The sequence below is a fragment of the Pedobacter antarcticus genome (genome assembly GCF_900103515.1).
Classification (GTDB): domain Bacteria; phylum Bacteroidota; class Bacteroidia; order Sphingobacteriales; family Sphingobacteriaceae; genus Pedobacter; species Pedobacter antarcticus.
This window is the reverse complement of record NZ_FNGZ01000001.1, coordinates 317,304-343,584: the sequence shown is the minus strand read 5'-3', so window position 1 is coordinate 343,584 and position 26,281 is coordinate 317,304. Positions and strand designations below refer to the sequence as shown.

21 protein-coding genes and 1 pseudogene are annotated in these 26,281 nt (G+C 42.2%); 4 read left to right on the top strand and 18 right to left on the bottom strand.

Annotated features, from left to right (window positions below):
- Positions 1-36 precede the first annotated feature (36 nt).
- Both BLR53_RS01380 and BLR53_RS01375 read right to left on the bottom strand, forming a co-directional pair.
- The gene (locus BLR53_RS01380; protein ID WP_143007795.1) at positions 37-1,125 is read right to left on the bottom strand and encodes an efflux RND transporter periplasmic adaptor subunit; all 1,089 of its coding nucleotides are present in this window, start codon (positions 1,123-1,125) and stop codon (positions 37-39) included.
- Positions 1,126-1,261: 136 nt separating this feature from the next.
- On the bottom strand, positions 1,262-1,675 hold the full coding sequence (locus BLR53_RS01375; RefSeq protein ID WP_037444583.1) for a hypothetical protein: 414 nt from the start codon (positions 1,673-1,675) through the stop codon (positions 1,262-1,264).
- Between the two features lie 187 nt (positions 1,676-1,862).
- Here BLR53_RS01375 and BLR53_RS01370 point away from each other — a divergent pair, with 187 nt between their 5' ends.
- Positions 1,863-2,282 (top strand): hypothetical protein, encoded by a 420-nt coding sequence (locus tag BLR53_RS01370; protein ID WP_074586488.1) that lies wholly within the window; start codon positions 1,863-1,865, stop codon positions 2,280-2,282.
- A gap of 8 nt (positions 2,283-2,290) precedes the next feature.
- Here the strand turns inward: BLR53_RS01370 and BLR53_RS01365 are convergent, their stop codons facing one another.
- Together BLR53_RS01365 and BLR53_RS19885 are read right to left on the bottom strand one after the other, a co-directional pair.
- Positions 2,291-2,782 carry a PRC-barrel domain-containing protein gene (locus tag BLR53_RS01365; RefSeq protein WP_037444590.1) on the bottom strand — a complete coding sequence of 164 codons (492 nt, stop codon included), beginning with the start codon at positions 2,780-2,782 and terminating at the stop codon, positions 2,291-2,293.
- A 25-nt stretch (positions 2,783-2,807) separates the two neighbouring features.
- The gene (locus BLR53_RS19885) at positions 2,808-2,966 is read right to left on the bottom strand and encodes a hypothetical protein (protein ID WP_157282951.1); all 159 of its coding nucleotides are present in this window, start codon (positions 2,964-2,966) and stop codon (positions 2,808-2,810) included.
- 122 nt (positions 2,967-3,088) lie between these two features.
- Here BLR53_RS19885 and BLR53_RS01360 point away from each other — a divergent pair, with 122 nt between their 5' ends.
- Complete coding sequence (locus BLR53_RS01360) at positions 3,089-3,355, top strand: hypothetical protein (RefSeq protein WP_139218386.1); 267 nt, start codon at positions 3,089-3,091, stop codon at positions 3,353-3,355.
- Positions 3,356-3,703: 348 nt separating this feature from the next.
- On the opposite strand, the gene BLR53_RS01355 is transcribed toward BLR53_RS01360, so the two are convergent.
- From BLR53_RS01355 to BLR53_RS01330, 6 genes are all read right to left on the bottom strand, one after another.
- The gene (locus BLR53_RS01355; RefSeq protein WP_070808232.1) at positions 3,704-4,198 is read right to left on the bottom strand and encodes a nucleotidyltransferase; all 495 of its coding nucleotides are present in this window, start codon (positions 4,196-4,198) and stop codon (positions 3,704-3,706) included.
- Positions 4,195-4,626, bottom strand: coding sequence for a hypothetical protein (locus BLR53_RS01350; protein WP_051760266.1), 432 nt, complete (start codon positions 4,624-4,626; stop codon positions 4,195-4,197). The genes BLR53_RS01355 and BLR53_RS01350 overlap by 4 nt, the downstream gene beginning before the upstream one ends.
- Before the next feature lie 191 nt (positions 4,627-4,817).
- Positions 4,818-6,251 carry an arabinose isomerase gene (locus BLR53_RS01345; RefSeq protein ID WP_074586486.1) on the bottom strand — a complete coding sequence of 478 codons (1,434 nt, stop codon included), beginning with the start codon at positions 6,249-6,251 and terminating at the stop codon, positions 4,818-4,820.
- A gap of 5 nt (positions 6,252-6,256) precedes the next feature.
- On the bottom strand, positions 6,257-9,271 hold the full coding sequence (locus tag BLR53_RS01340; RefSeq protein ID WP_244889432.1) for a glycosyl hydrolase: 3,015 nt from the start codon (positions 9,269-9,271) through the stop codon (positions 6,257-6,259).
- Positions 9,272-9,307: 36 nt separating this feature from the next.
- Positions 9,308-10,816: a RagB/SusD family nutrient uptake outer membrane protein gene (locus tag BLR53_RS01335; RefSeq protein WP_074586481.1), complete on the bottom strand. Its 1,509-nt coding sequence runs from the start codon at positions 10,814-10,816 to the stop codon at positions 9,308-9,310.
- A 32-nt stretch (positions 10,817-10,848) separates the two neighbouring features.
- Positions 10,849-13,941 (bottom strand): SusC/RagA family TonB-linked outer membrane protein, encoded by a 3,093-nt coding sequence (locus tag BLR53_RS01330; protein WP_074586479.1) that lies wholly within the window; start codon positions 13,939-13,941, stop codon positions 10,849-10,851.
- Between the two features lie 318 nt (positions 13,942-14,259).
- Here BLR53_RS01330 and BLR53_RS01325 point away from each other — a divergent pair, with 318 nt between their 5' ends.
- Positions 14,260-15,144: an AraC family transcriptional regulator gene (locus tag BLR53_RS01325; protein WP_051760339.1), complete on the top strand. Its 885-nt coding sequence runs from the start codon at positions 14,260-14,262 to the stop codon at positions 15,142-15,144.
- A 40-nt stretch (positions 15,145-15,184) separates the two neighbouring features.
- Here the strand turns inward: BLR53_RS01325 and BLR53_RS01320 are convergent.
- Positions 15,185-16,558: pseudogene (locus BLR53_RS01320) on the bottom strand (NAD-dependent succinate-semialdehyde dehydrogenase).
- Positions 16,559-16,861: 303 nt separating this feature from the next.
- Between BLR53_RS01320 and BLR53_RS01315 the strand changes: the two are divergent.
- Positions 16,862-17,509, top strand: coding sequence for a DUF6266 family protein (locus BLR53_RS01315; RefSeq protein ID WP_074586477.1), 648 nt, complete (start codon positions 16,862-16,864; stop codon positions 17,507-17,509).
- Here the strand turns inward: BLR53_RS01315 and BLR53_RS01310 are convergent.
- The 7 genes from BLR53_RS01310 to rhaT are packed head-to-tail and all read right to left on the bottom strand — an operon-like array spanning position 17,498 to position 26,205.
- Positions 17,498-18,121, bottom strand: a complete 624-nt coding sequence (locus tag BLR53_RS01310) for a LutC/YkgG family protein (RefSeq protein WP_074586475.1) — start codon at positions 18,119-18,121, stop codon at positions 17,498-17,500. The two genes, BLR53_RS01315 and BLR53_RS01310, sit on opposite strands and share 12 nt — an antisense overlap.
- A 20-nt stretch (positions 18,122-18,141) precedes the next feature.
- Entirely contained in the window at positions 18,142-19,521 is a 1,380-nt protein-coding gene (locus BLR53_RS01305; RefSeq protein ID WP_074586468.1) for a lactate utilization protein B, read from the bottom strand.
- Positions 19,521-20,276 carry a (Fe-S)-binding protein gene (locus tag BLR53_RS01300; protein ID WP_074586467.1) on the bottom strand — a complete coding sequence of 252 codons (756 nt, stop codon included), beginning with the start codon at positions 20,274-20,276 and terminating at the stop codon, positions 19,521-19,523. Before BLR53_RS01300 ends, BLR53_RS01305 begins: the two co-directional genes overlap by 1 nt.
- A 3-nt stretch (positions 20,277-20,279) precedes the next feature.
- Entirely contained in the window at positions 20,280-21,674 is a 1,395-nt protein-coding gene (locus tag BLR53_RS01295; protein ID WP_037444615.1) for an FGGY-family carbohydrate kinase, read from the bottom strand.
- On the bottom strand, positions 21,674-22,948 hold the full coding sequence (locus tag BLR53_RS01290) for a sugar isomerase (RefSeq protein ID WP_074586454.1): 1,275 nt from the start codon (positions 22,946-22,948) through the stop codon (positions 21,674-21,676). The genes BLR53_RS01295 and BLR53_RS01290 overlap by 1 nt, the downstream gene beginning before the upstream one ends.
- 36 nt (positions 22,949-22,984) lie before the next feature.
- The gene (locus BLR53_RS01285; protein ID WP_074586453.1) at positions 22,985-25,105 is read right to left on the bottom strand and encodes a bifunctional aldolase/short-chain dehydrogenase; all 2,121 of its coding nucleotides are present in this window, start codon (positions 25,103-25,105) and stop codon (positions 22,985-22,987) included.
- A 23-nt stretch (positions 25,106-25,128) separates the two neighbouring features.
- The gene (gene rhaT, locus BLR53_RS01280) at positions 25,129-26,205 is read right to left on the bottom strand and encodes an L-rhamnose/proton symporter RhaT (RefSeq protein WP_074586450.1); all 1,077 of its coding nucleotides are present in this window, start codon (positions 26,203-26,205) and stop codon (positions 25,129-25,131) included.
- Positions 26,206-26,281 lie beyond the last annotated feature (76 nt).

The following is a 26,281-nucleotide window of genomic DNA, read 5'->3' as shown; positions in this document are numbered from 1 at the left end:
TTTAAAAAGGTTGGACTACCCATGAAAATTAGAAAATTATTTGCTAGCCAATTTGGTATCCTCCTGCTGAAAAACAGGCTTGATCTGTACACCATCCCGGATATTCTGGACGCCCTCGTAAACGATTACATCACCATCTTTCAGGCCGGAATCAACTACAAAGTATTCTGCAATTCTCATCGAAGGCACGAAGCTTTTCATTTTTACCTGCTGTTTAGAATCCATTACAAATACATAGTTTTTATCCTGAATTTCAAACACTGCCTTCTGAGGGACTAAGATGCTGTTTTGCAATTCGGAAACCAGCTGAATTTTACCCGAAGCCCCATGCTTCAGCATGTGATCTGGATTGGGAAATTTAGCCCTGAAGGCGATGGATCCGGTATTATCCGAAAATTTGGATTCATGAGTCTGAATCTTACCTTCTATCGGGTAAAGTGAACCATCAGATAAAATCAGCCTGGCAACTTTATTTTGAGCAAATTTGCCGTCAACGGTACGTTTGTATTCCAGATATTCATTTTCTGTGATATCGAAATAAGTATACATCTCCTGATTGTCAGACACTGTGGTTAAAAGGGCTCCTTCACTTACCAGACTTCCGGTTTTTAATGGAATACGGTCAATTATACCGTCAAAGGGAGCACGAACAGCTATATACGAAAGTTTATGATTAGCATCAGCGATCGTCGCTCTTGCGTCTGCAACCTTTGATTTTGCCTCGTTGAGTCTTGCCATGCCCAAATCAAGTTCTGATTTTGAAATCACTTTTTTATCAACCAGTGTCCTAATCCGCTCCATTTCTACCTCGGCAATTTTAACCGTGGTCATGGCACTGCTGAGACCAGCCTCGGCTTTGCTGAGTGCAATTCTGTACTCCTGGTCATTCAATTGAAAAAGCAGCTGGCCTTTTTTTACATATTGGCCCTCATCTACTAAAATTTTCTCTATAAAACCTTGTACTCTCGCACGGATTTCAACATTTTTAATAGACTGTATATCTGTGACATAATTATGTGCCAACGAAGTGTCTCTTGCTAGTAGTTTAATGACCGGAATTTCGCTGGGCACTTCGGCAGTCGTTGTTTTCTTTTCCTGACGGGAACATCCCGCAAGTATAATCAAGGCTCATATTAACCAGTTAAATTTCATGATACTATCTTAAAAATCAATAAAAAGACGGACAGTCCTGTAAAAAAGACTGTTCGAAACCTCCGGATCAGCATAGATCCGGATCAATAAATTTTTTAAAAGAAAAGGTCTAGAAAAGTGTTTGGCGAAACAGGTTGATATGCTGGGCTTTAGGAAACCACTCAGGTTCATACCTGTGGCCTGTTAAGGTGTAATCGTCAAAGATACGATAAGGATGGAAAAACTGATTTTCACAGAAAATGAAATTATCCAGCTGAAACTTAATGTTTTTGCCATTTCCAGAATTCGTACGATTATGGGTAATTGTTGCTTGAATATGCCGGAATAAACGGCTTCCGGCAAATGTCGATGCAGGCTCCAGCATTTCGTCATCAAGTGGATCATCATAATAATAGGAATGATGTATTTGTTTTACAGCCGCCTGATCGGATTCAAAAAACGTAAATGAGGAAACCACTAAAGCCAGCAAAATGAATTTAAGCCAGCTCACAGAATGAAAACTATACGGAGTGTTTATCTGCATGATCTCCCCAAAGATATTTTTTTAAATGGCACGGGACAAACTATACCTATAATTCTGGGTAAAAAAGCTATTTCAAACGTTAAGATGACAAATGTTTACTAAAAAACTTGATTTTAAGCGTTTATTATTCCATAAATTGGTATACGAGATCTACTTAATATAGTAGGCTATGTAAAATTGAATTGTGATGAACACGGTGCCTGATAAACGACGGATAAAACATTATTTCTGGGGTAATTCAGAAGGCAGTCATACGTTCAGAGAAGATGATGCGCTCTCTGTGAGACACATGTTTGTCGAAGTTAATGGCAGCGACCTACTTTATTACCAGACCACTTGTCAAACGATTCTTTATACACTTTATGGGATAGTTTCTTTTTATACTGACGGCAGGCAGATGGATATCCCTTGCGGAAAGGGTATAGTCATTCCCGATGGGACGCATTATCTTGTAGCCAACAGAACTTCTGATAAAATTGAGTTTTTAAGCATTGAGCACGCAGGTTTAAATGCTGGTCCGCAATGCAGCCTCACAACATTTAGTACAGAAAATATTTCCGTCTACGCTTTACTTCAGAAATACAGGTATTGTGCGGACCAGAATTGAGATTAGATTTAAACCGTTCTTCCCCTGTCGGGAAAGCGCCTTCCGTAAAGATGCCTTAAGTCGTAATGCGCATGGTCATATAAACGTTCTTCATCAAAGCCGGGGATGAGATCTCTTTCGGTTCTAAAAGTCTGGAGCACTGCCTGCTCACCTTCAGGAGTAAACTGGTCCGGATCATAAACCGGGGCCGAATTTAACTGTGCTATAGAAACACCCGGTATAAATACCAGGTCTGCACTTTCATGCAGTTCTGCCAAGCCTATCGGAATCAGGATCTTTCTCGGCTCATCTACAACAGCAACAGCATCTAGTCTGGCCACCAGGTATCTTACCTTCAACGCGGCGGGACTAAATAATAAATCATCGACCTCCCCTAGCCTTTCCCCTAAAAGATCTTTAATTTCCCACCCTTTTATATTGGGATCGCCGTCCGCGACTTCAAAATCGCTGCCGGTAATACTTTCTAAACGCCTGTATTCATAATTTTCTGCTGCAGTCATGGTCTGTTTTGTTTGTTTAATAATTTTATGGATTTGAAGTCGCCGGAATCGTCCGCATTCGGTCTGTGGATTCTCTTCCGTCTTTATTCAACAGGAAGTAAAGCAAACCTGCTGCTATAAAAATCAAAACTAACCAGAACCACCATGAGCTCTTCCTCTTGGGTTGTACATTTATGTCCGCCATCTTTTTTTTATTTGGTATTTAGCATTAACCCTCAGCATTTTAATTTGTTTAAAAATTCTCCTGAAAACAATTTCTCCAAAATAACGATTGTATTACGAAAGCTTAAACAAATCCCTAAAGCAATGGAAGAATCAAAAAACACACAACAACATCCAGATCCTACAGAAGAGATCCAGAAAAATATCGAAACGGTTACGCCAGACACAGAGAAAGATGGAAAACCAAATGATCAGAAGAATAACAACAGTCCTGAAGAAACACTATCGGATGATCAGGAAGATAAGCCAATTAAAAATACAGAACAAGATCAGGAGGAACCTGACGCAGAATTGCCGGAAGATCACGATGAAGAGAACCCTGAGGGTGATATAGAAACAGTAAGCCCTTAGGGGTAAATTGAACTGTAGTTAGTTTCTATAAATTAAGAACACATGTAATAAAGTCAATGGCCGCGGCTTTTCAAAAGACCAGAATCTTTTAGGAAAGACCAGCGGCCTTACGCTGCGATAAATATATTAATATGTTTACTTTTCGAAATGTAATGGGATATCACTGACTGAAATGGTCACAGGTTGCCTGGCTAAAAAATCATTAAGTCTGCACCTATTATCGGGCGATTTGAGCTAATCCTCCGCCAAACGAATGTCCTGTAAAGCTCAACTCCGCACCGCCTAATTTACTAATTATGCAATATAACGTCTTTGGGGTATCGATTCGATAATTCAATTAATTTATCTTTAATTTTCATCGGCAGGATCCAGAAAATTGCCCTTTTTAGATTTCATTAACTTTTGTAATGTCTTAACATCTGTGATATCTTGTCTGCGGCCGGAGACTTGTTTATTTTTCACCAGATCATTAAGGCCAATATAGTTGATGACAAGATCATTCTCGAGTTCTATCTTTTCCATGTTTAAGATTGCATCACTAAACTTAACTCCATCAATGAGGTTCAGCACGTCAATCCTTAATGGTGGATATCCGATCTGGCTAATTAATCCTTCTGTTAAAAAATCCTCCTTCTGGAAGCCTAGAGATTGCAACCCAAAATCATTGACGACTTTGAGCATTCGAATTGCATTTTCTTCAGATACGTTGATCCAAATATCGAGATCACCTGTGTGACGAGGCTTACCATGAAATGCCAATGCATAACCACCCACAACCATGTACTCAACACTATATTGGTTTAACAATTTAACAAAATCTTCAAAATCTTCGGCTAATGTCATGCGTAAATTCTTTTCTTTACCAGTTTAGTTTTATCCATTCTTTGTCCCTTTGTTAAAGATTGAGAAATGATATGAGTAACTGCAGCAGCACGCTCTTTTACCGGCCGACCCAACCAATATATCAGATCATGTTGTTCATCATTTGCATCTTTCAGCATAACCCTTCTTAATACAGGCGCTATCTTCCTTATTCGGGGTTCAGGAGCAGGTTTAGGCTTTAAAATAATATTTTTACGTTCTATTCGTATTTCCTGGTTTTCATAAGCGACTTTAGCCTTACTCAAATAATTACTAATGGTATTGTAATTAAACTGTGGATAGCTTAAACAAAAGTTCTTTAGATTAGAAAATACTTCAAAAGGATTCTCTGTATTATTTTTCCAAAAAACTACGATTACTCTTTTCCCCTGAACACTTAGTATTTCCATATACCAAATATAACAAATATCATAGCAATATTAGTCATATGAACAAAAATAGTCCCGATTGCCCCACCTTATGATCCTTAGCCCACCCGCTCAACGATCAACAACGCCCCTGTAGATAATTCCATAAAAAAGCAACCATTAAATAATGGTTGCTTTTTTGTTTCTCGATTATAAATATCAGTCCTGGAAGCCTAGCAAACCTGTATCGTTTTCACTTTTAATATTTCTCCCAGTTTTTCAATACGTGATGCCAGGTGTCCCTTACCAATCGCACAGTGATGCGCTGGCCCCTGCCTGTTCCATGCTTCGACAAAATTCCTTGCACCCAAAGAAAACCGGTAACGACTGTTGGTATTGCCAATTTCCAGAATACTGCCAGGCACAGATTCACCCTCAGCCACCAGAAGTTTCAATTGACCATCTCCTGTTTCGACAACTGAAAGCAACGTAACAGGACCATGGCTCACAGACATCTCCACGGACAAACCACTACCAACTTTACCATGATAAACCTGCAGGGGCCGCACTTTGATCTTCCCTTCTGCTATCCCCGGATGACAGGGACCGTCATGCCCCATCAGCACTACGTCGTCGGTAAAATCCATAGCATAATACTCTGTGAAGGAACCACCTGCGCCAAAACTGTCGAGAATTTTCATAGCTTGAACGTTTTTGATTTCGTATTCGCCAGCTACAGGTACATTACGTCCGGTCAGGAGCGAATTACCAAGAATAACTGAAGTTGTAGTATTCTCGTTAACCGGATTTCCACTTCCCTTATGGTAATAAGCCAGGGACCCCAATTGATATTTGCTGACCAGCTTATCCAGTGCTACCGCAGTCTGAGCTGCCCTATGTAACTCTTCCTGCTGGCAATCATCTTGAACATCAAATTCCGAATGAATATCCAAAAGCTTAGCAGAAACCTCTGTTTCTGTAACTTCCGCTCTTATACCTGATAATTCATCCACTTCAATCACCTCCATATGCCCGCCGAATGTGGCAAGCTGCAGAGCCAGATCAGTATAAATATCTAACATTCCACTATAATAGTTGCCCATTATCCCCATCCGGTTATAATACATTGTCTTTGCTACACCGGCAGCTTCAATCCATTCCCGGACCTGGTTCCAGACATGATCGTCATTCCGGAGCATACCCGTTATCTGGAAAAACGGAATTTTACTGCGGTTAAATACATTTGCTATTTCCGGAACAGCACAGGATGAACAATGTGCCAGCCATTCACCGGTCATTACCGTTCTATCAGTTAAATTATTAAAACTTTTATAATCTATACTCGCCTCTGGTGAAAGATTAAGTATAATAACCGGCACATTTGCTTTTCTAACTACTGGCAATACCGTAGATGATAATGCATAAGTAGGAACGTATAAAAATATAATATCTACATCTTTGATTTTAAATGTCGTTCCAGCTTCAAAAGCTTTTTCCGGGGTATCTATTAAACCCAGATTTACAATTTCGGCATCGAAACCCTCCATATTTACTGCGACCCGATTCAAATAATCTGTCAGTCTCGCCTTTAAACCGTCAAACTGCTCCCAATAAGCCTCCAGACCTATACCGAAGAGGCCGGCTTTCACCTTTGTTTTTGTATACATGTATTTTATTTTATTTCTCTGATTTTCTCTCTGACTATAGTCACAGGTCCTAACAGGCCAGACTCGAACAATGGTGTATCTGCCTTGTAAGGCTGCGATGACGTAAAAGTATACCGCCCACTGGTACGCGGTTGATTGTTTAGTAACCATGCCGGCCACTGGTCATTAACCACGCCGTCAAATGGTTTGTGCTCATCACCGATCAATCTGTTCGGCCATAAATTAACTATCTCAATGCTCAGCTTATTCTTCTTCTTTAAAAGGCCGGAAATATCAACTCGCCATGGCGCGGTCCAGACGACGCCCAGGTCCTTTCCATTAAGTTTTATTCTTGCCATATTTTTGACTTTACCCAAATCCAGATAGACCGGTGTTTCTGCTTTAAGATCCGACGCTGAAAGATCGAACTCCTTTTGATAAACTGCTGTACCTGAATAATATTTAATGCCCTCATTCTCATTTTTAGACCAGTCCGTTAGTGTAGGAAAAACCTGATTTGCCGGTCCGCCCCATAACGGGTCGAATTTTACATCCCAGGGACCTCCAAGCGTCAAAACAGGATCCAGACTTTTTTTCTTTTTAATTAGAGCAGGTTTCCAGGTGTTATCTGCTGAGAATAACACAAATATGCTTTCATAAGCATCCAGTTGCAGAGGAACCAATGTCTTTTGTCCAATCGTCTCAAACTGATCTGTGTGTGTAATCTTCCCTGTAACCGCATTCCAGAATTCAGGTGATCCTTTTACAGACCTGAATTCTGCTGTCAAATCCACTTGTCTGTCTGTTGTATTGGAAACAAAGTAAAGATCCCAGTTCTCATCAGTTCTGTGTGTGTACCTAACGGGGCCGTCTGCTTTAAAATCTTCGATTAGATCCAGGGCACTCAATATTTTAGCAGTCGTTTCATAACGTGGATAAAGACCATCGAGATTTCTACTTACTTGTCCACCCCAGATCAACTGCCCTTTTCCATAACTGCGAAATGTTTCCTGAGCCGGATTTTGTGAACCTCCCCAGATAGTTTTACTCATCGTCAGCACCTGCTGATCGCAGGCCGGATAATTAACGAGACTTGGCGATCTACGTGGAGGGCTGCCTACGACTGTTGCTCCTGCACTAACCAGTTCACCTATTTTCGTCAACAATGCCGGCGTCATAGATTCATAAGCAGGTAATACTAAAATCCGGTAACTGGCACCACCAGGAAATACTACGTGCTTATTTTTCACAGAAGCTTTTAATAACTGTAATGGTGAACAACCATCAAAATTATAACCTCTGCGGTCGCCGATAGTATCTCCAACGATGGCTGTTGAAGGCGGTACAAAGACTAGCGGTGAACCTTCAGGTGTCAGGTAAAGTATATCTGCTACCGTACGCCCCTGTTGTAACAGATATTGAGACCGTGTTACGTAATCATGATAGCTGCCTGCCATAGGCCACCAAGTCTGACTTCTGTCCCAGTGCACACCGTAAGGCCCCATAGTCGCTCCGGGTTTCAAAGAGTCAGGTAAGAACTGATTTTGAAAAGTATGGTATACGAAACGGTTTATCCCAGCCGCAAAAGCCCAGTCTCCCTGATTTTTGATTGACCCGGGATGTTGTTGCCAGCCTTCCCCCCCTTGCGCGGTGAAAGCCTCCGCAGGAATCAGTGATTTCCCCATTATATGGCCTATTGAAGTTGCCTCAATAACACTATAAGTCGAATTGAACCCAAAACCTTTACTCCAGAATTCTGCCATGGGCACATCTGCGACACTTCCCAGATCAAGATCTGAAGTCGGATTCATATCATAAGGCTCAATCGACAATTCCAAACCATGACGATGGGCATATTTCCTCACATGTTCTGCATGGTTCTCTAAAACCAGTTCCTGAGAAGTCTGTCTCAGGTCCCATAAGAATCTTTCACTTTCTTCTAAACTCCCCACAACGCTCCCGGCATAAACCGGGTAATACCTGATCGGATCATAACCTCTTCGCCGCAAAAATTCATTTCGGAAATTCGCGGTCCAGTTCTGTGCGCCCATTTCCCAGCTATCCATATGTAAACGCTTTAATCCGCCGCCATTACTTTTATTAGTCTTCCCTATTCTTTTCAGCAAGCTGCCTACGTAGACATCCAAATGTGCATTAATCGCAGTAGTATCAAATTTGTCTGCTTCAAAACCTAGACCAGGAAAGGATGCAGGCCGGGTAATAGCCCCATTATTACGGCTGACAAAACGCATTACCGTCCAACGTCCGCTGGCCGGAGTCCAGTTAAGCGTACCATCTGCCTGCATTTTTCCAGTCAGATCTATAATTTTGCTTTTCTGAATAGCAGACTTGCTGTTTCCTTTCAGCGCGGACGGCGAGGGCATTAATGCTCTCACCTCTCCTGAACTGTATGGTGCACGGTAAAAAAGCGCCTTTTCTTCATAATCTTCAATGGGACTTCCTTTTTCCACTTCCGGAAATGCCAGTACTGCCACATCTTCAAAATAATGCATCCAGTCCTTTTTGAAATCATCAGTGAGATTCCCTTCACCAAAAAATGGCTTCTTAGGTAGTGGCACAGGCAATACGATCTTTTTACCTTCGCCGCCTGATACCGAAACCTGGCTGGAGACCAAATGCTTCATAGATTGCTCTGGTTTAACCCAGGGGCCCCCGCTCCCTGTCCAGCCTGGTCCGATACCTAAAGTTATTTCAATCCCCAGTCTTCTGGCTTCCTTTTCGGCAAATACGAAAAGCGATTTCCAGGTTTCACTTAAAAAATCGACGTTACCTCTGGGAACGCCAACATTTACTTCCAGAAAAATCAAGTTCCCGATCCCGGCTTCTTTCATAGACTCCAGATCTTTAGTGATAGATGCTGCAGTCATATTCCCATCCATAAAATACCAATAAACACCAGGCTTGTAAACATCGGGTGGTTTAATAAAATTTGCGCGCAGGTTTTGAAGCGGTAATTGTGCATGGGCAGTAGATACGCCAGATAACAGAAGGACAAAGAAAATCCGCGGAAGTAAATGCATTTTTAAATTCATAGCTAAGTTTCGATTTCGTCAATATTAGTATCCCGGGTTCTGTGTTAAATTTGAATTCAGGAATAACTGTCTGTCCGGTATAGGAAAGAATGCTTCATAACCGTCAAATTTATAGTCATTCGGAGAAAAGGAAACCCCGCTTCGATCTACCGTCGGATCGGCTTTCTCGGACTGTCCATGTGCATTCATTAAAGCCGTTAACTGTGTAATTGTCAATGCTCTTTTCAAATCAAACCAGCGGTCATTTTCAAAAGCCAGCTCTACACGGCGCTCATGACGGATCGCAGTCCGGAAATCTTCCTGTCCCAATGCATTAAGACTTTTAAGTCCGGCCCTGGTTCTCACCTGATTAATGTACTGATAGGCATTCCCTGGCCCACCCTGTTCATTAATAGCTTCTGCCAGCATTAATAAAATATCTGCGTAACGCAGTACCGGCCAGTTATCATCAGTTCTTCCATCTATTGTATGCGGATGGTTATATTTGTTGACAAAAGGAATCCCTATAAATTCTCCTTTGGCGTTAGTATATCCTTCTTTCAACGCAACCGCCTTGCGCAAGTCTCCGGTTTCAAATTCGTTGATTATGCTTCTGGTTGGAATATTCCATCCCTGAGGACGACTCGTCGGAAAACCGGTAATCGCTCCCTCCGAACCTCGCGGCGCAAATGCATAGATAAAACTACTCCATTCTCCAAGGTTATTACCTCCCTGGTATTGTACCTCAAATAAAGACTCAATGTTATTTTTTCTGGCTGGATCAAACACAGCAGCGTAATCTCCCACCAGGGCATAACCTAGTGTTAAAACCTCTTTTAAAGTAAGCTCAGCTTTTGGATAATCTTTGATTGTCAGATAAACTTTCCCCAGCAAACCCAGAGCCGCACCTTTAGAAGCACGTCCGACGTCCGCAGCACCATATTCACTTCTGGCCGGTAAACTGGCAGCAGCCTCTGTTAAATCTTTAATAATCTGATTATAAACGACCTGCTCGTCACTCCGGACGGTTTTAAATGCTTCAGCAGAATTTTCGAGTGGTTCAGTCATTAAAACCACAGGCCCGAAATAGCGTACAAGATTAAAATAATAATACGCCCGGATAAACTGAAGCTCACCCTGATACTGTTTTTTTTTCTTTTCGCTGATTCCAGGCACGTCATTTAGTTTCAAAAGCGCATAGTTGATATTATATAAGGCGTTATAACTCTGACTGTACAGCTCTGAAATATTGACATTAGTCGCAGTTAAGTTCCAGAATTCGAATGCTTCCGCCCGGTCAGTCTGTCCCCTGTCAGAAGGATTAAGCTGAATGGTTGTATTGTCTGATGGCATCTCTGCAAAAACGTACTGACTATTCACATGATCCTGTAAAGAACTGTATGCACCGTTTACGGCCTGCTGAAATTCTTGTTCATTCTTATAAAACCTGTCCGCTGTCTTCTTCGTAGGGTCAGAGAGGTCGAGGAATGATTTTTTACAGGAAGTAATTGTCAGTACACAGCATACCAATGATATTTTATATAGATAATTCATGATGATCTCATTTAATTGATAATAGAATTGGATTAAAAATTAATTCTTGTGCCCACAGAAATTGTTCTCGGTACAGGATATGCCTCCATATCTCTGCCCGGACTAATCACATCGTTGCCATTATTAGCTCTCGCCCCATTAACTTCTGGATTATTACCGGGATATTTTGTGAACAGGAAGGCGTTGTCAACACTAACGAATAGTTTGGCATCAAAAAGGTTTCTGACTCTCGGAATGGTGTAACCCAGTGTGATGTTTTTGACCCATGCGTAAGTGCCGTTATAAACATACCTTGAATTTGATTCCCTGGTGAAATAGTAGGTGTTGGATCCTGCCTGTTTTCCCGCTCCAGGCTGTTGTTCAGATCTCCAGCGGTTCTGCACTTCTGAAAGCACATTAAATACCCCATCAATATTAGCGAGATTCATTTCAATAGCGCGGTAAAGATCTCCACCATATGATCCATTTAATAAAACACTTAAATCAAATCGTTTGTAACCGACATTCCAATTCCACCCCCAGGTAAACTTTGGATTTGGATTACCTATAACAACCATATCTTCAGTGTCATACGAAATAGTTCCATCTCCATTGCCGTCCAGATATTGATAGGTACCGGGAATATGGTTAGGATTATGCGGACTATTATCAATTTCTGCCTGGTTCTGATAGATACCCAACACTTTGTAACCATAGAATAATCCTACTGGTTTGCCCACCTGAGTAATATTATAACCATCATAGAATGCGCCGCTCAATAGTGAATTTCTATCGCCGTCAATTTCCAGAACTTTGTTTCGGTTAAAGGAAATGTTAAATCCAGTATTAAAAGTAACCTGATTAAATCGGTCTCTGTAATTTATACCAAGCTCCACGCCTTTATTCTGCAATTTCCCTATGTTAGTGATAATATTACTGAAGCCCGCTACTGCAGGCACTTCCACGTTCAGAAGCATATCTGTGGTCAGTTTGCGATAATATTCTGCAGTCACACTTATTTTATTTTTGAGCAGACTCAGATCCAAACCAATGTCAAGCTGTCTAGACTGCTCCCAACCTAAATTAATGTTAGGAAAAGAACCCACTGTCGCACCTGGTACAACAGTATTTCCAAACACATAATTACTGTTGTTGATATTAGCCTGCGGAGTATAGTTCCCTATATTATTGTTGCCTGTTATCCCATAACTTGCGCGAAATTTCATATCATCAACCCAGCTTAACTTAGGAAAGAAATTCTCCTGCGAAATACGCCAGCCGACAGATGCCGAAGGAAAACTTCCCCAGCGGTTGTTACTCCCAAATCTGGAACTTGCTTCCCGGTTAAACGCAGCAGTAAACAGGTATTTTCCTTTGTAGGAATAGTTAACACGTGATAAAAAGCTCTCAATAGTATAAGCAGCCATTCCAGAACTCCCATCTCTTTGGTTTGCAGCAGAAACATATTCGACCAGATCATCAGGGAAATTTGTCCCGTTTGCACTACCTGTATTTACCGTATTTTTCTGAAAAATATGTCCAACTGTTACTTCCAGTTTATGATCTTCAAATTTTGGTGAATAGGTAAGCAGGTTATCCATTCCATAATTCAGATAATTATAGAAAGCTTCATTGGCACTGGCCATTCGCGGTGGCGCATTGTTAAAGCCAGCAATCCCCGAAGGTGTAAAATCATGATTACGAACATCCTCCAGTTTTCCGTTCAGGTTAGTGCGGAAAGATAGATCCTTCACAGGTTTAATTTCGATATAAGCGTTAGCGGTCAAATTACCCTTATACTGCCTGTGCTGCTCTTCGTAAAGTCGCTGCACGGGATTTGGAAATCCGAAAATATTATCATGGCCCCCGATGTAATTATTATAAGATCCGTTTTCATTATAAACAGGTTCCCTTGGATCCATTAATAATGCCTGATCTACAATATTATTACCATAAGTTCCAGCAACAGCATCACTGTTCTTTGCCCAGGAATACGCTCCTGATAACATTAAACCTAAATTGATATAGTCATTAGGTCTGCCATCTAGGTTGGCTCTGGCGGTAACCCTGTTAAAACCGGTGTTCTTTAAGGCACCCTGCTGACTAAGATAACCCATAGACAAATAAGAACTGGTTTTCTCTGAACCGTTACTCAATGAAATATTGTAATCACTGAAGGGCGCATTCTGACGCAAAATTTCTTTATACCAATCGGTCGAAACCGTTGTCTTTTCAGGGTAGCGGAAATCTTCGGGAATTTCTGAGATTAACGGTTCCCTGTTTTGAAAATAGCGAATCTTATCTGTGAAAATTTCTTGCTGAAATTGTGCAAATTGAGGGCCATTCAGCACTTTAACACGACGGGAATCCGGTACATTGGCAAATCCATTATTGGAACTTACCGTTAGTTTAAACCCATCCTTTTTGCCACTCTTAGTAGTAATCAGAACAACACCATTCGCTCCTCTGGAACCGTAAACTGAAGTTGAAGCGGCGTCTTTTAAAACGGTGATACTTTCTATATCGTTTGAGTTTAATGCCGTACCGACACTGGTACCAACTGGAAAACCGTCGACAACATACAAGGGATCGCTGGTAGCACCAAGGGAACTATTTCCCCGGATTTCTACCTGCAACTCCTGTCCAGGCTCTCCTGTGGTTTGTTTAGCGACCACACCCGCTGCCTGTCCCTGCAATAGTCTGCCGACATTAGATGCAGGAATACCCTGAGATTTGGACAAGTCTATTGCGGATACAGCACCGGTGATGTCTCCTTTACGTTGTGATCCGTAGGCAAGGACCACAACTTCCTGCAATCCTTCAGCAGATGCAGAGAGTTGAATTTTTAGATTTGTCTGATCTGTGACAAGGACCCGTTGTTCTGTATAACCAATAAAACGGATGATCAGCATTGATCCCTTAGTGGCACTGATGGAAAAGTGTCCTTTGCCATCAGTTTGTGTAATGGTGTTTGAACCCATCACTGCAACAGAAGCACCTGAGACCGGTCCTGAACCGGCGGCGTCGGTTAAAGTACCGGATACTTTCACAACGGTCTGTGCCTGACCTTGTAAATAAAATAATAATGCGAGAGCCATTATTGCGAAATGTTTACCCGTCGCAAAAAGCAAAAGTCTTTTTCCCATAATGAAGATGGTTTAATAATTAGGTTAATATTTGGTTGATTTCAAAAGTATCCGAATAGCTCCTTCTGTTAAATGGTTATTCTGATAAATGAACTGCTGTTTCTGATTAATAGTGAATCATTTGTGCAGGCTGAAACAGGCTGTCGTATTAACGATGCTTTCGCTTAATGATAATTTCCGGGAGAAGAATTAACAAACTGATAATTCGTATATATTTTTTGATACAAAGGCCTCCCTTCTACAAAGGATGCTTATTTTTATATTTTAAAAACCGCAAAAAACAACCAAATATAAAACCGGGAATTTGAATGAATGGCCATGATAAATTTTTACAAATACCTGCCTGTTAGTAAAGAAGATGAGAATTGGGGTTTAAGTGTATTGAATGCGGGATGTACGCGTACTGAAGCCTCTGATTGTTATCCGTTTGAAGGGCATCCTGCACCGCATAATTTTAACTGGAATACTTGGAGAGTTCTGCAGGAATATCAGATAATTTATATCACTAAAGGACAAGGTCTGTTTGAATCTGCCAGTCTAAAACAGACACAGGTCAAAGCAGGTACCGTAATTGTTATTTTCCCCAATGAACGGCATCGTTATAAACCAGACAATCAAACCGGATGGGATGAATATTGGGTGGGCCTTAAGGGCAACATTATAGACAACCTCGTCCAATCCGGGTATTTAAGCATTGAAAAACCCTGCCTATACGTGGGTTTTAATGAAAATATTTTTAATCTCTACAATTGTATAATCGACAAGACAAAAGAAGAAAAACAAGGTTATCAACCGCTGGTATCTGGTGCGGTACTGCATTTGATTGGGGCATGTCACGCGGTAATTAAGCAAAGTTCAACCGAAAACAAAGAAGAAGAAACCATTATTAACAAGGCGATGTTACTTTTTCGTTCAAATATTAACAATTCATATTCACCCCAGCTTGCAGCTCAGCAGCTTAATATAGGATACTCTTCCTTCCGTAAGTTATTTAAAAACTATACCGGACTTTCTCCGGGACAATACTATCTGCAGCTTAAAATAGAAAAAGCAAAGGAAATGTTATGCGGGACAAATTTACCAATCAAAGAAATCTCTATCGAATTGAATTTTGACTCCAGTTTCTATTTTTCAAAAATTTTTAAGAAAAAAACAGGCATCAAACCAACCGATTACAGAAAAAGAAGTCAGGAGCCTGCCTAATTAAACATAATAGCAGACTCCTGTTTACCAACAATCCGATTTATTGTATAAATACGGTTTTGATGTTTACGAACTCTCTGATCCCATATAAACCGAGTTCCCTGCCGTAGCCACTTTGATTAATCCCTCCAAAAGGTAATTTAGGGTCTGACTTGACATTCGTATTTACAAAACAAGAACCTGCCTGCAACTGATTTCTGGCAATGTCTTCTGCCAATGCCGCATTTCTGGTAAATACGGCCGCACCCAAACCGAAATTTGTGTCATTCGCGATCCTGACGGCATCATCAGTATCTATTGCGGTAAAAATGGCGGCGACAGGTCCGAATATCTCTTCTTTATAAACGAGCATTCCCGGTTTAATTCCACTAAGGATGGTTGGCTCGTAAAAGGCATGATCACCAGGGAAATCAGGAATATTTCCACCTAATATGCATTTTGCACCCTGACTAATACATTCTTGGACCTGACCATGTAATTCGTCCCTTAGATCTGCCCTGGCCATTGGACCCAGATCTGTACCGGCGAGCAGTGGATCACCCGTTTTTTTAGCGGCCATGTGGGATCTGAAGAGTGTGGTAAACTCTTCTTCCACTTCTTTCACTACGATAAAACGTTTAGCTGCGATACAACTCTGCCCATTATTAATTAGCCTTGCTTCGGCACATACTTTGGCTGCCAGTTCGATATCGGCGTCAGCCAGCACAAGGTAAGGGTCACTACCACCGAGCTCAAGCACAGTCTTCTTCAGTAATTTACCCGATTGTTCTGCCACACTCATTCCTGCAGCTGTACTGCCGGTGAGCGTAACAGCCTTAACTAGCGGATGCGCAATCACTTCCTCTATATATTTACTGCTGGTAATTAATACATTAAAGATATTTTCTGGAAACCCTGCGTCTTCCACTAAAGCCGAAATAGCCAGTGCACAGCCAGTAACATTAGATGCATGTTTGAGCAGACCTGCATTACCGGCCATTAAAGCCGGAGCGAGGAAACGAAATAACTGCCAGAAGGGGAAATTCCAGGGCATGATAGCCAGGACTACTCCTATTGGCTGAAAAGTGACATAACTTTTTCCTGCAGCAGTTTCGACTGTCTCATCCTTCAGAAAACGTTCTCCCTGAGCTGCATAATATTGACAGACTGCTGCACACTTCTCAATTTCTGCAACGCCATCTTATAATGGCTTTCCCATTTCTAAGGCCATTAATCTGGCCAGATCCTGTTTTCGTTCCAGTAACAGTTCGGCCATTCTATCCAAACCGGCTGAACGGGTCTGCCAGGAGGTTTTCCGGTAATCCAGCCAGGACTGATGGGTAAGTTCTACTTTTTCTCGGAGCTGATTTACAGTGTCTGCCGGATATTCTTGAATAAGCTCTCCGTTAACTGGATTAATAGATGAAATTGACATAAAAAATGGTTTTTATAGAAACACTACGGTCAGAGGAATGTTTGTCATCGATATTATTTGGAGACTTTCGTTGTTATCAACTATATGCCCTAGTATTCTGCTGGTTTAATTTGTGGTTAATACAAAGTTCCTTCGGAGTTTGTTCACACTTCGTTCATTGTTCCTTCAATCGGAATTGAAGAAATATCGAATAAAAAATATACAAAACAAGAATTAGATGTAAACTAAATTGCTTATTACGCATAAAAACACTATATTATATCTCAGAAAAGAAAACATTTTTAATAAAATAAAATAAAAAATATGGCGAGAGTGAAAAATGGCCTTCTAGGCATGGTAACAGGGAAAATCGGGCCACTGGTTGTTTATTCTATGCATGGAAAGGTTTATGCGAGAACGACTCCATCTGTTGTTTCCGGGAAACTAAGATCTCTGGCACAACAGGCACAGAACTACAAACTGAAGTTAATAACGGGTTTACTAAACTCCTGCATAGATTTTATAAAAATAGGATACAGAGCCAAAAGCATAATACACAATAAAACGACCCACAATCTAAGTCAGTCGTATCATCTGAAACACGGAGTAACCGGCACCTTTCCTGAACAGCAGATAAACTGGGAAATGGTACAGCTGAGTTCCGGATCATTGCCTGCTCCGGAAAACTTAACCGTAAGCCTACAGGATCAAAACATCACACTCCATTGGGAAACCAAAACTAAATTAATGCATGATGAGGCCAACCAGCAGACTATGATATTACTCTACTGTACCGACACGCAACAAGTGTATTCAGAAATTTATAAAGGCAGTAAAAAAGACAGGCAGCAGACTCTCGCCTTAAAAACAAGGACCGAACTGGGTTATACCTACCATCTGTATTTCTGTTTTAAGAATTTGCTTAATGATGAGGTCTCAGATAGCGTATATGGTGGTTGTTTACGCCCCTGACCCATAAAGAAAAATGGTCATACTTCTCGGACCGTGTGCACCAAGAACCAGCGACTGCTCAATATCCGCTGTCTTGGAAGGCCCCGCGATATAAGTACCAAAACCATATTTCTGAGATTCCAGACCGGTTATCCTGCTGGCTTCATGCATGTCTGCAACCAATACCGAAATATCGACAAGCATGTAGATATGCTGCGTAATAAAAGGCAGCGCTCTGATAATCAATTGCTCGTCGGTGATCCATAAGGCTGAATTTTCCGCCACAGCAACAAGAGGTTTGAATATAGCTATATCCAGGTCGGCGTAGCGGTGTGGATCCTGGTCTTTTCCAGGATAAATGAATTCATCAGATGACAGTTCAGGAACTGTACTCAGTACTTTCTGACCTGGTTTTATAGTATTTTGCAGAAGCTCCACGGCACCTTCAAATGTATCTGCGGTATGTACCACTGAACCGATTCCAGTTGCAATGCGAATAAACTGTCCCTTTAATTCAGCTGCCGGAGCCTGCGGAAAATACAGTGAAGGAGGAAGTGCAGAACTTTCTGGTTGGTTATGTCTTAAGGCAGCCAGAATATTTGCCCGGCTTTGTAGTGATAGCGGATCTTGCATGGGATGGAATTTCTGGGAAATTATTTCTTCATTTTTTTGTACCACTCAGAGAATGACTGCTCAGGCGGAGCCGGCATTTCACGTTGCTTATACCAGGGATTGAATTTATTGTTCATCGCAAACGGCGCATGCCTGAGTAACCACCTGCCGGATTTACCAGCGATACGATATGCAGAAGGCGAAGACAATAATAAACTCATCCCCTTCATACTTAATTTTTTAGCCAGATCGGCATGGCCTTCCTGAACAATTACCTGACGCCACTTATAAAGCTGCTGATGAATGTCAATTTTTACCGGGCACACATTACTGCATGACCCGCACAGTGTAGATGCAAATGGAAGGTCTGCATATTTTTTACGGTCCAGATTTGGTGCAAGGATAGCTCCTATCGGACCAGAAATAGTGTAATGGTAACTGTGTCCCCCACTTCTGCGATAAACAGGACAAGTATTCATACAAGCACCACAACGGATACATTTCAGGGATGCCCTGAAATCTTCCCGGCCCATATGCTCAGTTCTACCGTTATCGACCAGGACCAGGTGTATTTCCTGACCGGGAGCAGGCTTCTTAAAATGGCTTGAGTAGGTTGTAATGGGCTGTCCTGTCGCACTTCTGGTTAGCAAACGCAGGAATACACCCAAATGTGCTCTCTCCGGGATAATTTTTTCAATACCCATACTTGCAATATGAACGTCGGCAAGGTGGGCTCCTAAATCTGCATTACCTTCATTTGTACAGACTACAAATTCACCTGTTTCTGCAATTGCAAAGTTAACTCCGGTCAATGCTGCCTTGCTGGTTAAAAACACTTCGCGTAAATGCTGTCTGGCAGCTTCGGTTAAAACTTGCGGATCTGATTCGCCAGCTGCAGTTCCGAGATGTTCGTGGAACAACTCACCTATTTCCTCCTTTTTTTTATGAATACACGGTAGCACAATATGGCTTGGAGGTTCTTTGGCAAGCTGCACGATCCGCTCGCCTAAGTCTGAGTCAATCACACTTATTCCCTTTTCTTCAAGAAAAGTATTCAGGTGACATTCTTCGGTGAGCATAGACTTGCTCTTCACCAATTGCGTAACCTCTTTTTCTTTAAGAATACGATATACGATTTGATTATGTGCGGCAGCATCGGCGGCCCAGTGTACCTTGATGCCATTCTCTAACGCACGTGCTTCAAAGTTCTCCAGATAAGCTGCCAGTCCGGATAATACATTATTTTTAATTTGAGACGCGGTCTCGCGCAAAAGCTCCCATTCCGGAATCCCATGTGCAGCTTTATCCCTTTTTTGCCTGATCCACCATAGGGTTTCATCATGCCAGTCTACACGCTGCTCATCTGCATTGAAACCACCGGCAAGTTCTGAATGTGTTTGTTTTCCTGCTTCTATAGCCATTATTCTGCATTTAGGATTTCTGCAATGTGCAATACCTGTACTTTACCCCCATCTCTTTTTAATATCCCTTCCATATGCATCAGACAACTCATATCTGATCCGGTTATGAAAGTTGCACCATGGCTGAGATGATCTTTTAATCTGTCCTTTCCCATCTTTACAGAAACCGCTTCTTCGGCCACGCAAAATGTTCCGCCAAAACCGCAGCATTCATCTTCCCTGCTGAGTTCAACGAGTTCAAGTCCTTTCACCAGTTTAAGTAATTGAAGAGGTTTGGAATAAAATGGTGCTGCCAGTTCTGACATCTGACTAAGCATTAGCCCACGCTGACCGTGACAACTTTGATGCAAACCGACTTTATGTGGAAAGCTGGCATTGAGCTCCTGCACGCCGAGAATATCGACCAGAAACTCGACGAGTTCATAGACCTTTTTACGAATTCCGATGGCCATTTCAGGCTGTTTTTTGTCCTTGAGGTGTTCTTTGACGTGCAGTACACAACTGCCTGAAGGTGAAACAATATAATCGAACTCACTGAACTGATCTATAAACAGGGTATTACATCCGTCCGTCAGATGTTCAAATCCGCTGTTTGCCATAGGCTGACCACAACAGGTCTGATTTTCCGGATAAGTTACATCCATTCCAAGTTTAGTGAGCAACTGATAAGTGGCTATTGCTGCTCCCGGGTAAAACTGATCTACATAGCAGGGAACGAACAGCCCTATGCGGAGAGATAACGGGTTATCGGGCATTTGTTAAAGATGTGTTGGTTTGAAGGGTATCTTTCCGGCATAATATTTCAATTCAATAATGTGATCCGGTATGGGTTGTGTATTCCAGTGCTCATGTATAGCTAGAGCTGCTCCAATAGCACTAGCCTGAGCCATCGATGCAGCATAGACTTCCATTTCAGAAAAAAAACGTGCAAGAAAGTTCATGTATATTTGGTTTTTGCTGAAACCTCCGTCAACGAAGATTCGTTTGAGCTGTTTACTTTTCATGACAAGGCGGGAAGATACAAATTGCTGCTTCACAATATCGAGTATAAAATAATAATAAGCTTCTTCGGCAGTCTTAAATCTGTTTAACATTTTCTTGTCAAAACCAGAGGTCTTGCTCCATTTTAAATTCTCCGTTTTCTCTGCGTTTTCCTGAAAAATCCTTTCAGCTAATTCTGCATTTAAATGAAATCCGCGGTAAAATCCGGTGTGCTCGTTAAAATGTTCTGCAATTCGTTTTACCTGTTGCTCATGTTCATAACCCGCAAATATTCTCGAAGCTGCTACCGCCTTACCCTTGTACTGTAAATAACAAAGGCAGTCTTGATCGAGCTCCTGAGCGGTAAGCACTTCCTCCCTGAACGGATTCATTGTAATACACCAGGTCCCTGTAGAGATCAATATAAATGGTTCGTGGAAATTAATCAGATAAGGAATCAAAGCAGCAGAGCTGTCATGTAAGCCGGGACCTGCCTTAAAGCTGTGTCCATCTAATTCAACATCAAATGCCTGATCTTCGGTCATCAAGGGAGCTAATTTCTTATCAAGTTCTTCTTCGATAACCCAAGGGTGATAGTTCTGTTTGCCAAAATCCCATAACCGGGTGTGACAACCAATACTGGTGAGGCCGGAAACCGCCTGACCAGTTACCATAAAACTAAGGTATTGTGGCAGATGCAGGGCATAACGGATTTTATTGAATAGCGCTGGTCTTTCATTTTTGACACGGTAAAGCTGCATTCCCGAATTTAAACTCCCCAGTGCCGGAGACGAGGTTTCAGCTGCAATCCTATCTCCCTGCCCATATTTCTTGTCAAATTCATTTTGCAGGTCAAGGGGGTAAGACTTCAAATAATTATATAGGGGTGTCAGCGGCTTTCCTGATTCATCGGTAAAAACGAGACTGGCACCATATCCGGAAAAATTCACGGCCCTGACCATAAAATCCTTTCTTGCCAATAATTCATGCAGCGCATTAAAAACCGAAGAGCGAAGACTTTCCAGATTTTCGCAGACATCTCCATCTTCATCATAAGTTTCGGTAAAACGTGCAGAACGTTCATAAACGATCTCATAATCTTCGTTGAAAACAAAAACCTTTTTATTGGTTTTACCGACATCGAATATAACTATAACCGGAACTGCCATCATTATAATCCTGTTGCTACCGTTTTCAATCCGCGCTCGCTGATCAGTTGCTGACGTATCTGCAGTTCACGATACAATCCTACCGGATTCGCTGCTCCTCCCGCCCGCAACCTCGCTTCACGAACCACGGGTCTGAGGTCTGTACGAAAGGCATCCTGCAAAATCTCCTGACATAAAGTAACATCGTTATTGTCCTGAGCCGCTGTTAAAGCGTCGCGATCTACCAATAATGCCTGCGCATAAGCAAGCATTATTGCATCTACCGATTGTAAGAGATCTTCCAGGGGGTCTTTCACATTATGAGACGCGTCAATCATCCAGCCCAGACCAGTCGCATGGTCGAGTCCTCTGGCATCCAGACCTTCGACGAGCTCATTAAATATCAAAAATAACTGATAAGGTTTAATGCTTCCTGCAGTAAGATCATCATCTCCATATTTAGAGTCGTTGAAATGGAATCCGCCGAGTTTCTCTTCCATCATTAATAAAGAAACGATCTGTTCAATATTTGCATTTGGTAAATGATGTCCCAGGTCTACCAGCGTAAACGCCTTTGGTCCGAGTTTATTCGCGAAAAGCAGTGATTGTCCCCAATCGCCAATTGTAGTAGAATAGAAATTCGGTTCAAATGCTTTATACTCCACAAAAACTTTCCAGTGTTCCGGTAGAGCCGCATATATTTCCTGCAGGCTCTCCAGTGTACGCTGAAATGCTTTTCTGAAATTTAACTGCCCCGGAAAACAAGAACCGTCCGCCAGCCAAATAGACAATGTATCTGAGCCGAGCTCAATGCCCTGGCGGATCACTTCAATATTATGTTCAACTGCCTGTTTACGTACAGCAGGATCTGCATGGTGTAAAGAGCCGAATTTATAACTGTGTGCCTGATCTGGCTGATCCTGAAAAGTATTGGAATTCATCGCGTCGAAGAGAAGATTATAGTGTTGCGCCTGCTGTCTGATTGCAGCGTAGTCCTGCGGTACGTCCCATGGAATATGCAATGAGGCAGCACCGCTAGACTGGTTTAAACGATGCAGCAGGCCAATGTCAGCTAGCTTTTCGTCAAGGCTGCGTGGCTCTCCTCCGCCGGAGAAACGTCCGAAGCGGGTTCCTCCTGTGCCTAAAGCCCAGCTTGGAATCGCGACCTGAAAGCTAATGAGCTTACTGATTACTTCTTCAACCCGTTGTTGTGTAGCAGCTATAAAGTTAAAGCTCTGCTGATGTGCTTTAGAAGCCCTATCATTATGCGCTTCCAGTTGATTCTGTGTAATTTCCATACGGTCCTCTTTTTAATTCTTCAATTTTAGGCTTCCTTACCTCACAAATGCCATGGCAACCCCGCCATCAATATTTAATACATTACCTGTTGATTTATTCAGCTGTCCTCCGACAAAGACAAAACAAGCATTCGCTATATCTTCCGGCAGAATAATTTGATTCAACAAAGTCCTTTTAGCGTAAAATGCGGGCAGGTCTTCTACTTTAACCCCGTAAGCTTTAGCCCTGCCGGCGGCCCAGTCACCTTCCCAAACCTTACTGTCTGAAATGACGGCATCCGGATTTACAACATTCACCCGAATCTGATCTGCGCCTAATTCAGCAGCATTCAACCTGCTCAAATGTAACTGAGCGGCTTTCGCAGAACCATATCCTGCGTTGTTTGGTCCTGAGACTAGTGCATTTTTACTAACTATATTGATAATATCACCTCCGGTTCCCTGCTTACGCATCATTAAAACAGTTTCCTTAGTTACATTAAACTGTCCTTTCACCAATACATCATATAATAAATCCCAGTCTTTGTCGGTATGCTCTTCAATTGGCTTGGATATCGATAACCCGGCACAGTTAACCACAATATCCACACCGCCGAAAGCGATAGCTGATTCTGCGAATGCTTGTGTGATAGCCGCCTGACTGGTTACATCTAGCAAGGCAGAAGCAAACGCATCTTTCCCGTAATTGGCACTAAACTCTGCAACGGCCTGTTCCAGTCGCGCAGCATCGTTATCGTTGATCAATACAACAGCTCCTTCTTCGACAAACTTTTTAGCAATTGCTTTGCCTATTCCGCCTGCGCTTCCGGTAACTAATGCTATTTTTCCGGAGAGTGCTTTAGGTTTAGGCATCCGCTGTAGCTTAGCCTCTTCGAGCAACCAGTATTCAATATTGAAGGCTTCCTGACGCGGTAGTGCGGTATAGCTTGAAATTGCTTCCGCTCCTTTCATTACATTAATTGCATTGGTATAAAATTCAGCTGCCACCCTGGCTGTCTGCTTATCTTTCGCAAAAGAAAACAGTCCGATGCCAGGGTAAAGCAGAATAACAGGATTGGCATCGCGGATAGCCGGGCTATTCTCCTGTTTACAGGTCTGGTAATAAGTTCTGTACATTTCACGATAGGCTTCAAATGCACCTTTCAGCTTATTTTTGACTGCTTCAGTATCCCGCAGATCTTCATCCGGTTCGAGTTCCAGTACCAAAGGGGAGATCTTAGTACGCAGAAAATGATCGGGGCAACTCGTACCCAGCGGCGCCAAACGTTCCAGGTCGTGGGAATTAATAAACTCCAGAACACGCGCATCATCGCTGAAATGCCCAATCATATGACGTTCACTAGAACAGAATCCTCTCAAAACGGGCGCAAGAACTGCTGCCTGATTTCTGCGTTGTTCTAAAGATGCGGAACTGATCCGCTGACCACCGAAAACGGGAGATTTCTTACCGAAATTTTCCTCCAGATAAGCGGCGCATTTTTCTACCACTTCCAGAGTATTCACATAACTTTCATAAGCTGTGTCGCCCCAGGTGAACAATCCGTGTGATCCAAGCATGATACCCCGGATACCCGGGTTCTCATCCAGACATTGTTTCAGTTGCAGTCCGAGGTCGAATCCTGGTTTTTGCCAGTCAACCCAGCCTATCTGACCCTGAAATAATTCTTCTGTAATCTTCTTCCCATCTTTCGCCGCTGCAATTGCAATAGCAGCATCCGGGTGCAGATGATCAATGTGTTTGAAGGGTAAAAAGCCATGAAGTGGCGTATCAATTGAAGGCGCACGGGAATCCAGGTCGTAAATACAATGGTTGAATAACTCTACCATTTCGTCTTCATGTGCGATTCCCCGGTATACTTTGCGCAGCTCACGTAACCGTTCTACATATAATGCAGCCAGGCCATTGCGTTTGAGTGTCCCTATATCGCCTCCTGAACCCTTAATCCACATGATTTCGACCGGATCGCCACTAAGCGGGTCGGCTGCTATAGCTTTGCAGGAGGTATTTCCACCGCCGTAATTTGTTAGTCTCAGGTCGGCCCCTAATAAGTTAGACCTGTAAATGAGCAGGCCAACCTCATCACCTTCCAGTTTATCGGCTTCTGCCTTGTCCCATAAATAATTGACGTGCTTGAAACGGTCTTTTTCGTCAGACATAAAATTTAATTTGATTTCTTTTTCTATTTAATTGAATTTCCATACCCTACAATCAGAATGGAAAGGATAATACATGCTATTCCGACTAGTACGGTATTGAAAGTTTTTCTACTCACAGCAGTCCACTCTTTAAGAACCAGCCCCCAAACATTGGCTACCAGGATAATGAAAGCCATATGCAGAATCCAGGAACTTGCACCGTTACCTAATTTACTCTCTGCCATACCGTAAAAGAAGAACTGTAAAAACCAGGTAATTCCGGCAAGGGCAGAAAAGATGTAATTTGATACCAAAGGTGTTTGGGTATTCGTATAATCTTTAAATGTTTTATTTCTGGTATTCAGTACCATACACCAAAACAAATTGGTGGTCAACCCACCCCAAAGTATAATAACATAAGTTACATTATTCTGAAATAAAAATTCACCTTCTCCGGGGTGCAGCGTTTGCCAATATAAATTGGCCTCATGCGCCATATCTTTCCCAGCATCTATACCAAAGGCAAAGCAGGAACTCAGAATCCCTGAAATAACGGCTACGGTTAGTCCCAATCCTATTTTAAATTCCTTGCTTTCTGCGGTCGGGTGCTGCCCTTCAAGATCCTTTTCCTTAGCCATACCTGCCTTTCCGCAGATGATAATACCAACAACACAAACGGCAAGTCCAAGGATAACCAGCTGTCCCCAGGGGCTGCTGATCATATCTGTGAATGTATCCTTTCCTGCTTTTGGAAAGAAATTGTAATAAACCGAGGGCAATAAAGCACCAAAGACAGAGCTTAGTCCCAGGATAATTGAACTTCCCAGTGACACGCCAAGATACCGGACACCTAATCCGTAGGTTAACCCTCCAATACCCCATAACACACCAAACAGATAGGTGAAAAGCAATATATTACCAGACGTATGGCTAATTATCGCCGAAAAATCTGGTATAGTCATGTAAGCAGCCAGTGGTGGGATAATTAACCAGGAGAAAATGCCGCCCACTATCCAATAGCTCTCCCAAGCCCATCCTTTGACCTTTTTAAAAGGGATATAAAAACTGCCAGACGCAAAACCACCAATAAAATGGAATAACACACCGAGTATAATTTGCATAAGTTCTTTATTTGGTTAGAATATTCAGCGATATTAATTTTTTAGCCCGGCTTAACTGTCATTGACTGTCCTGCCC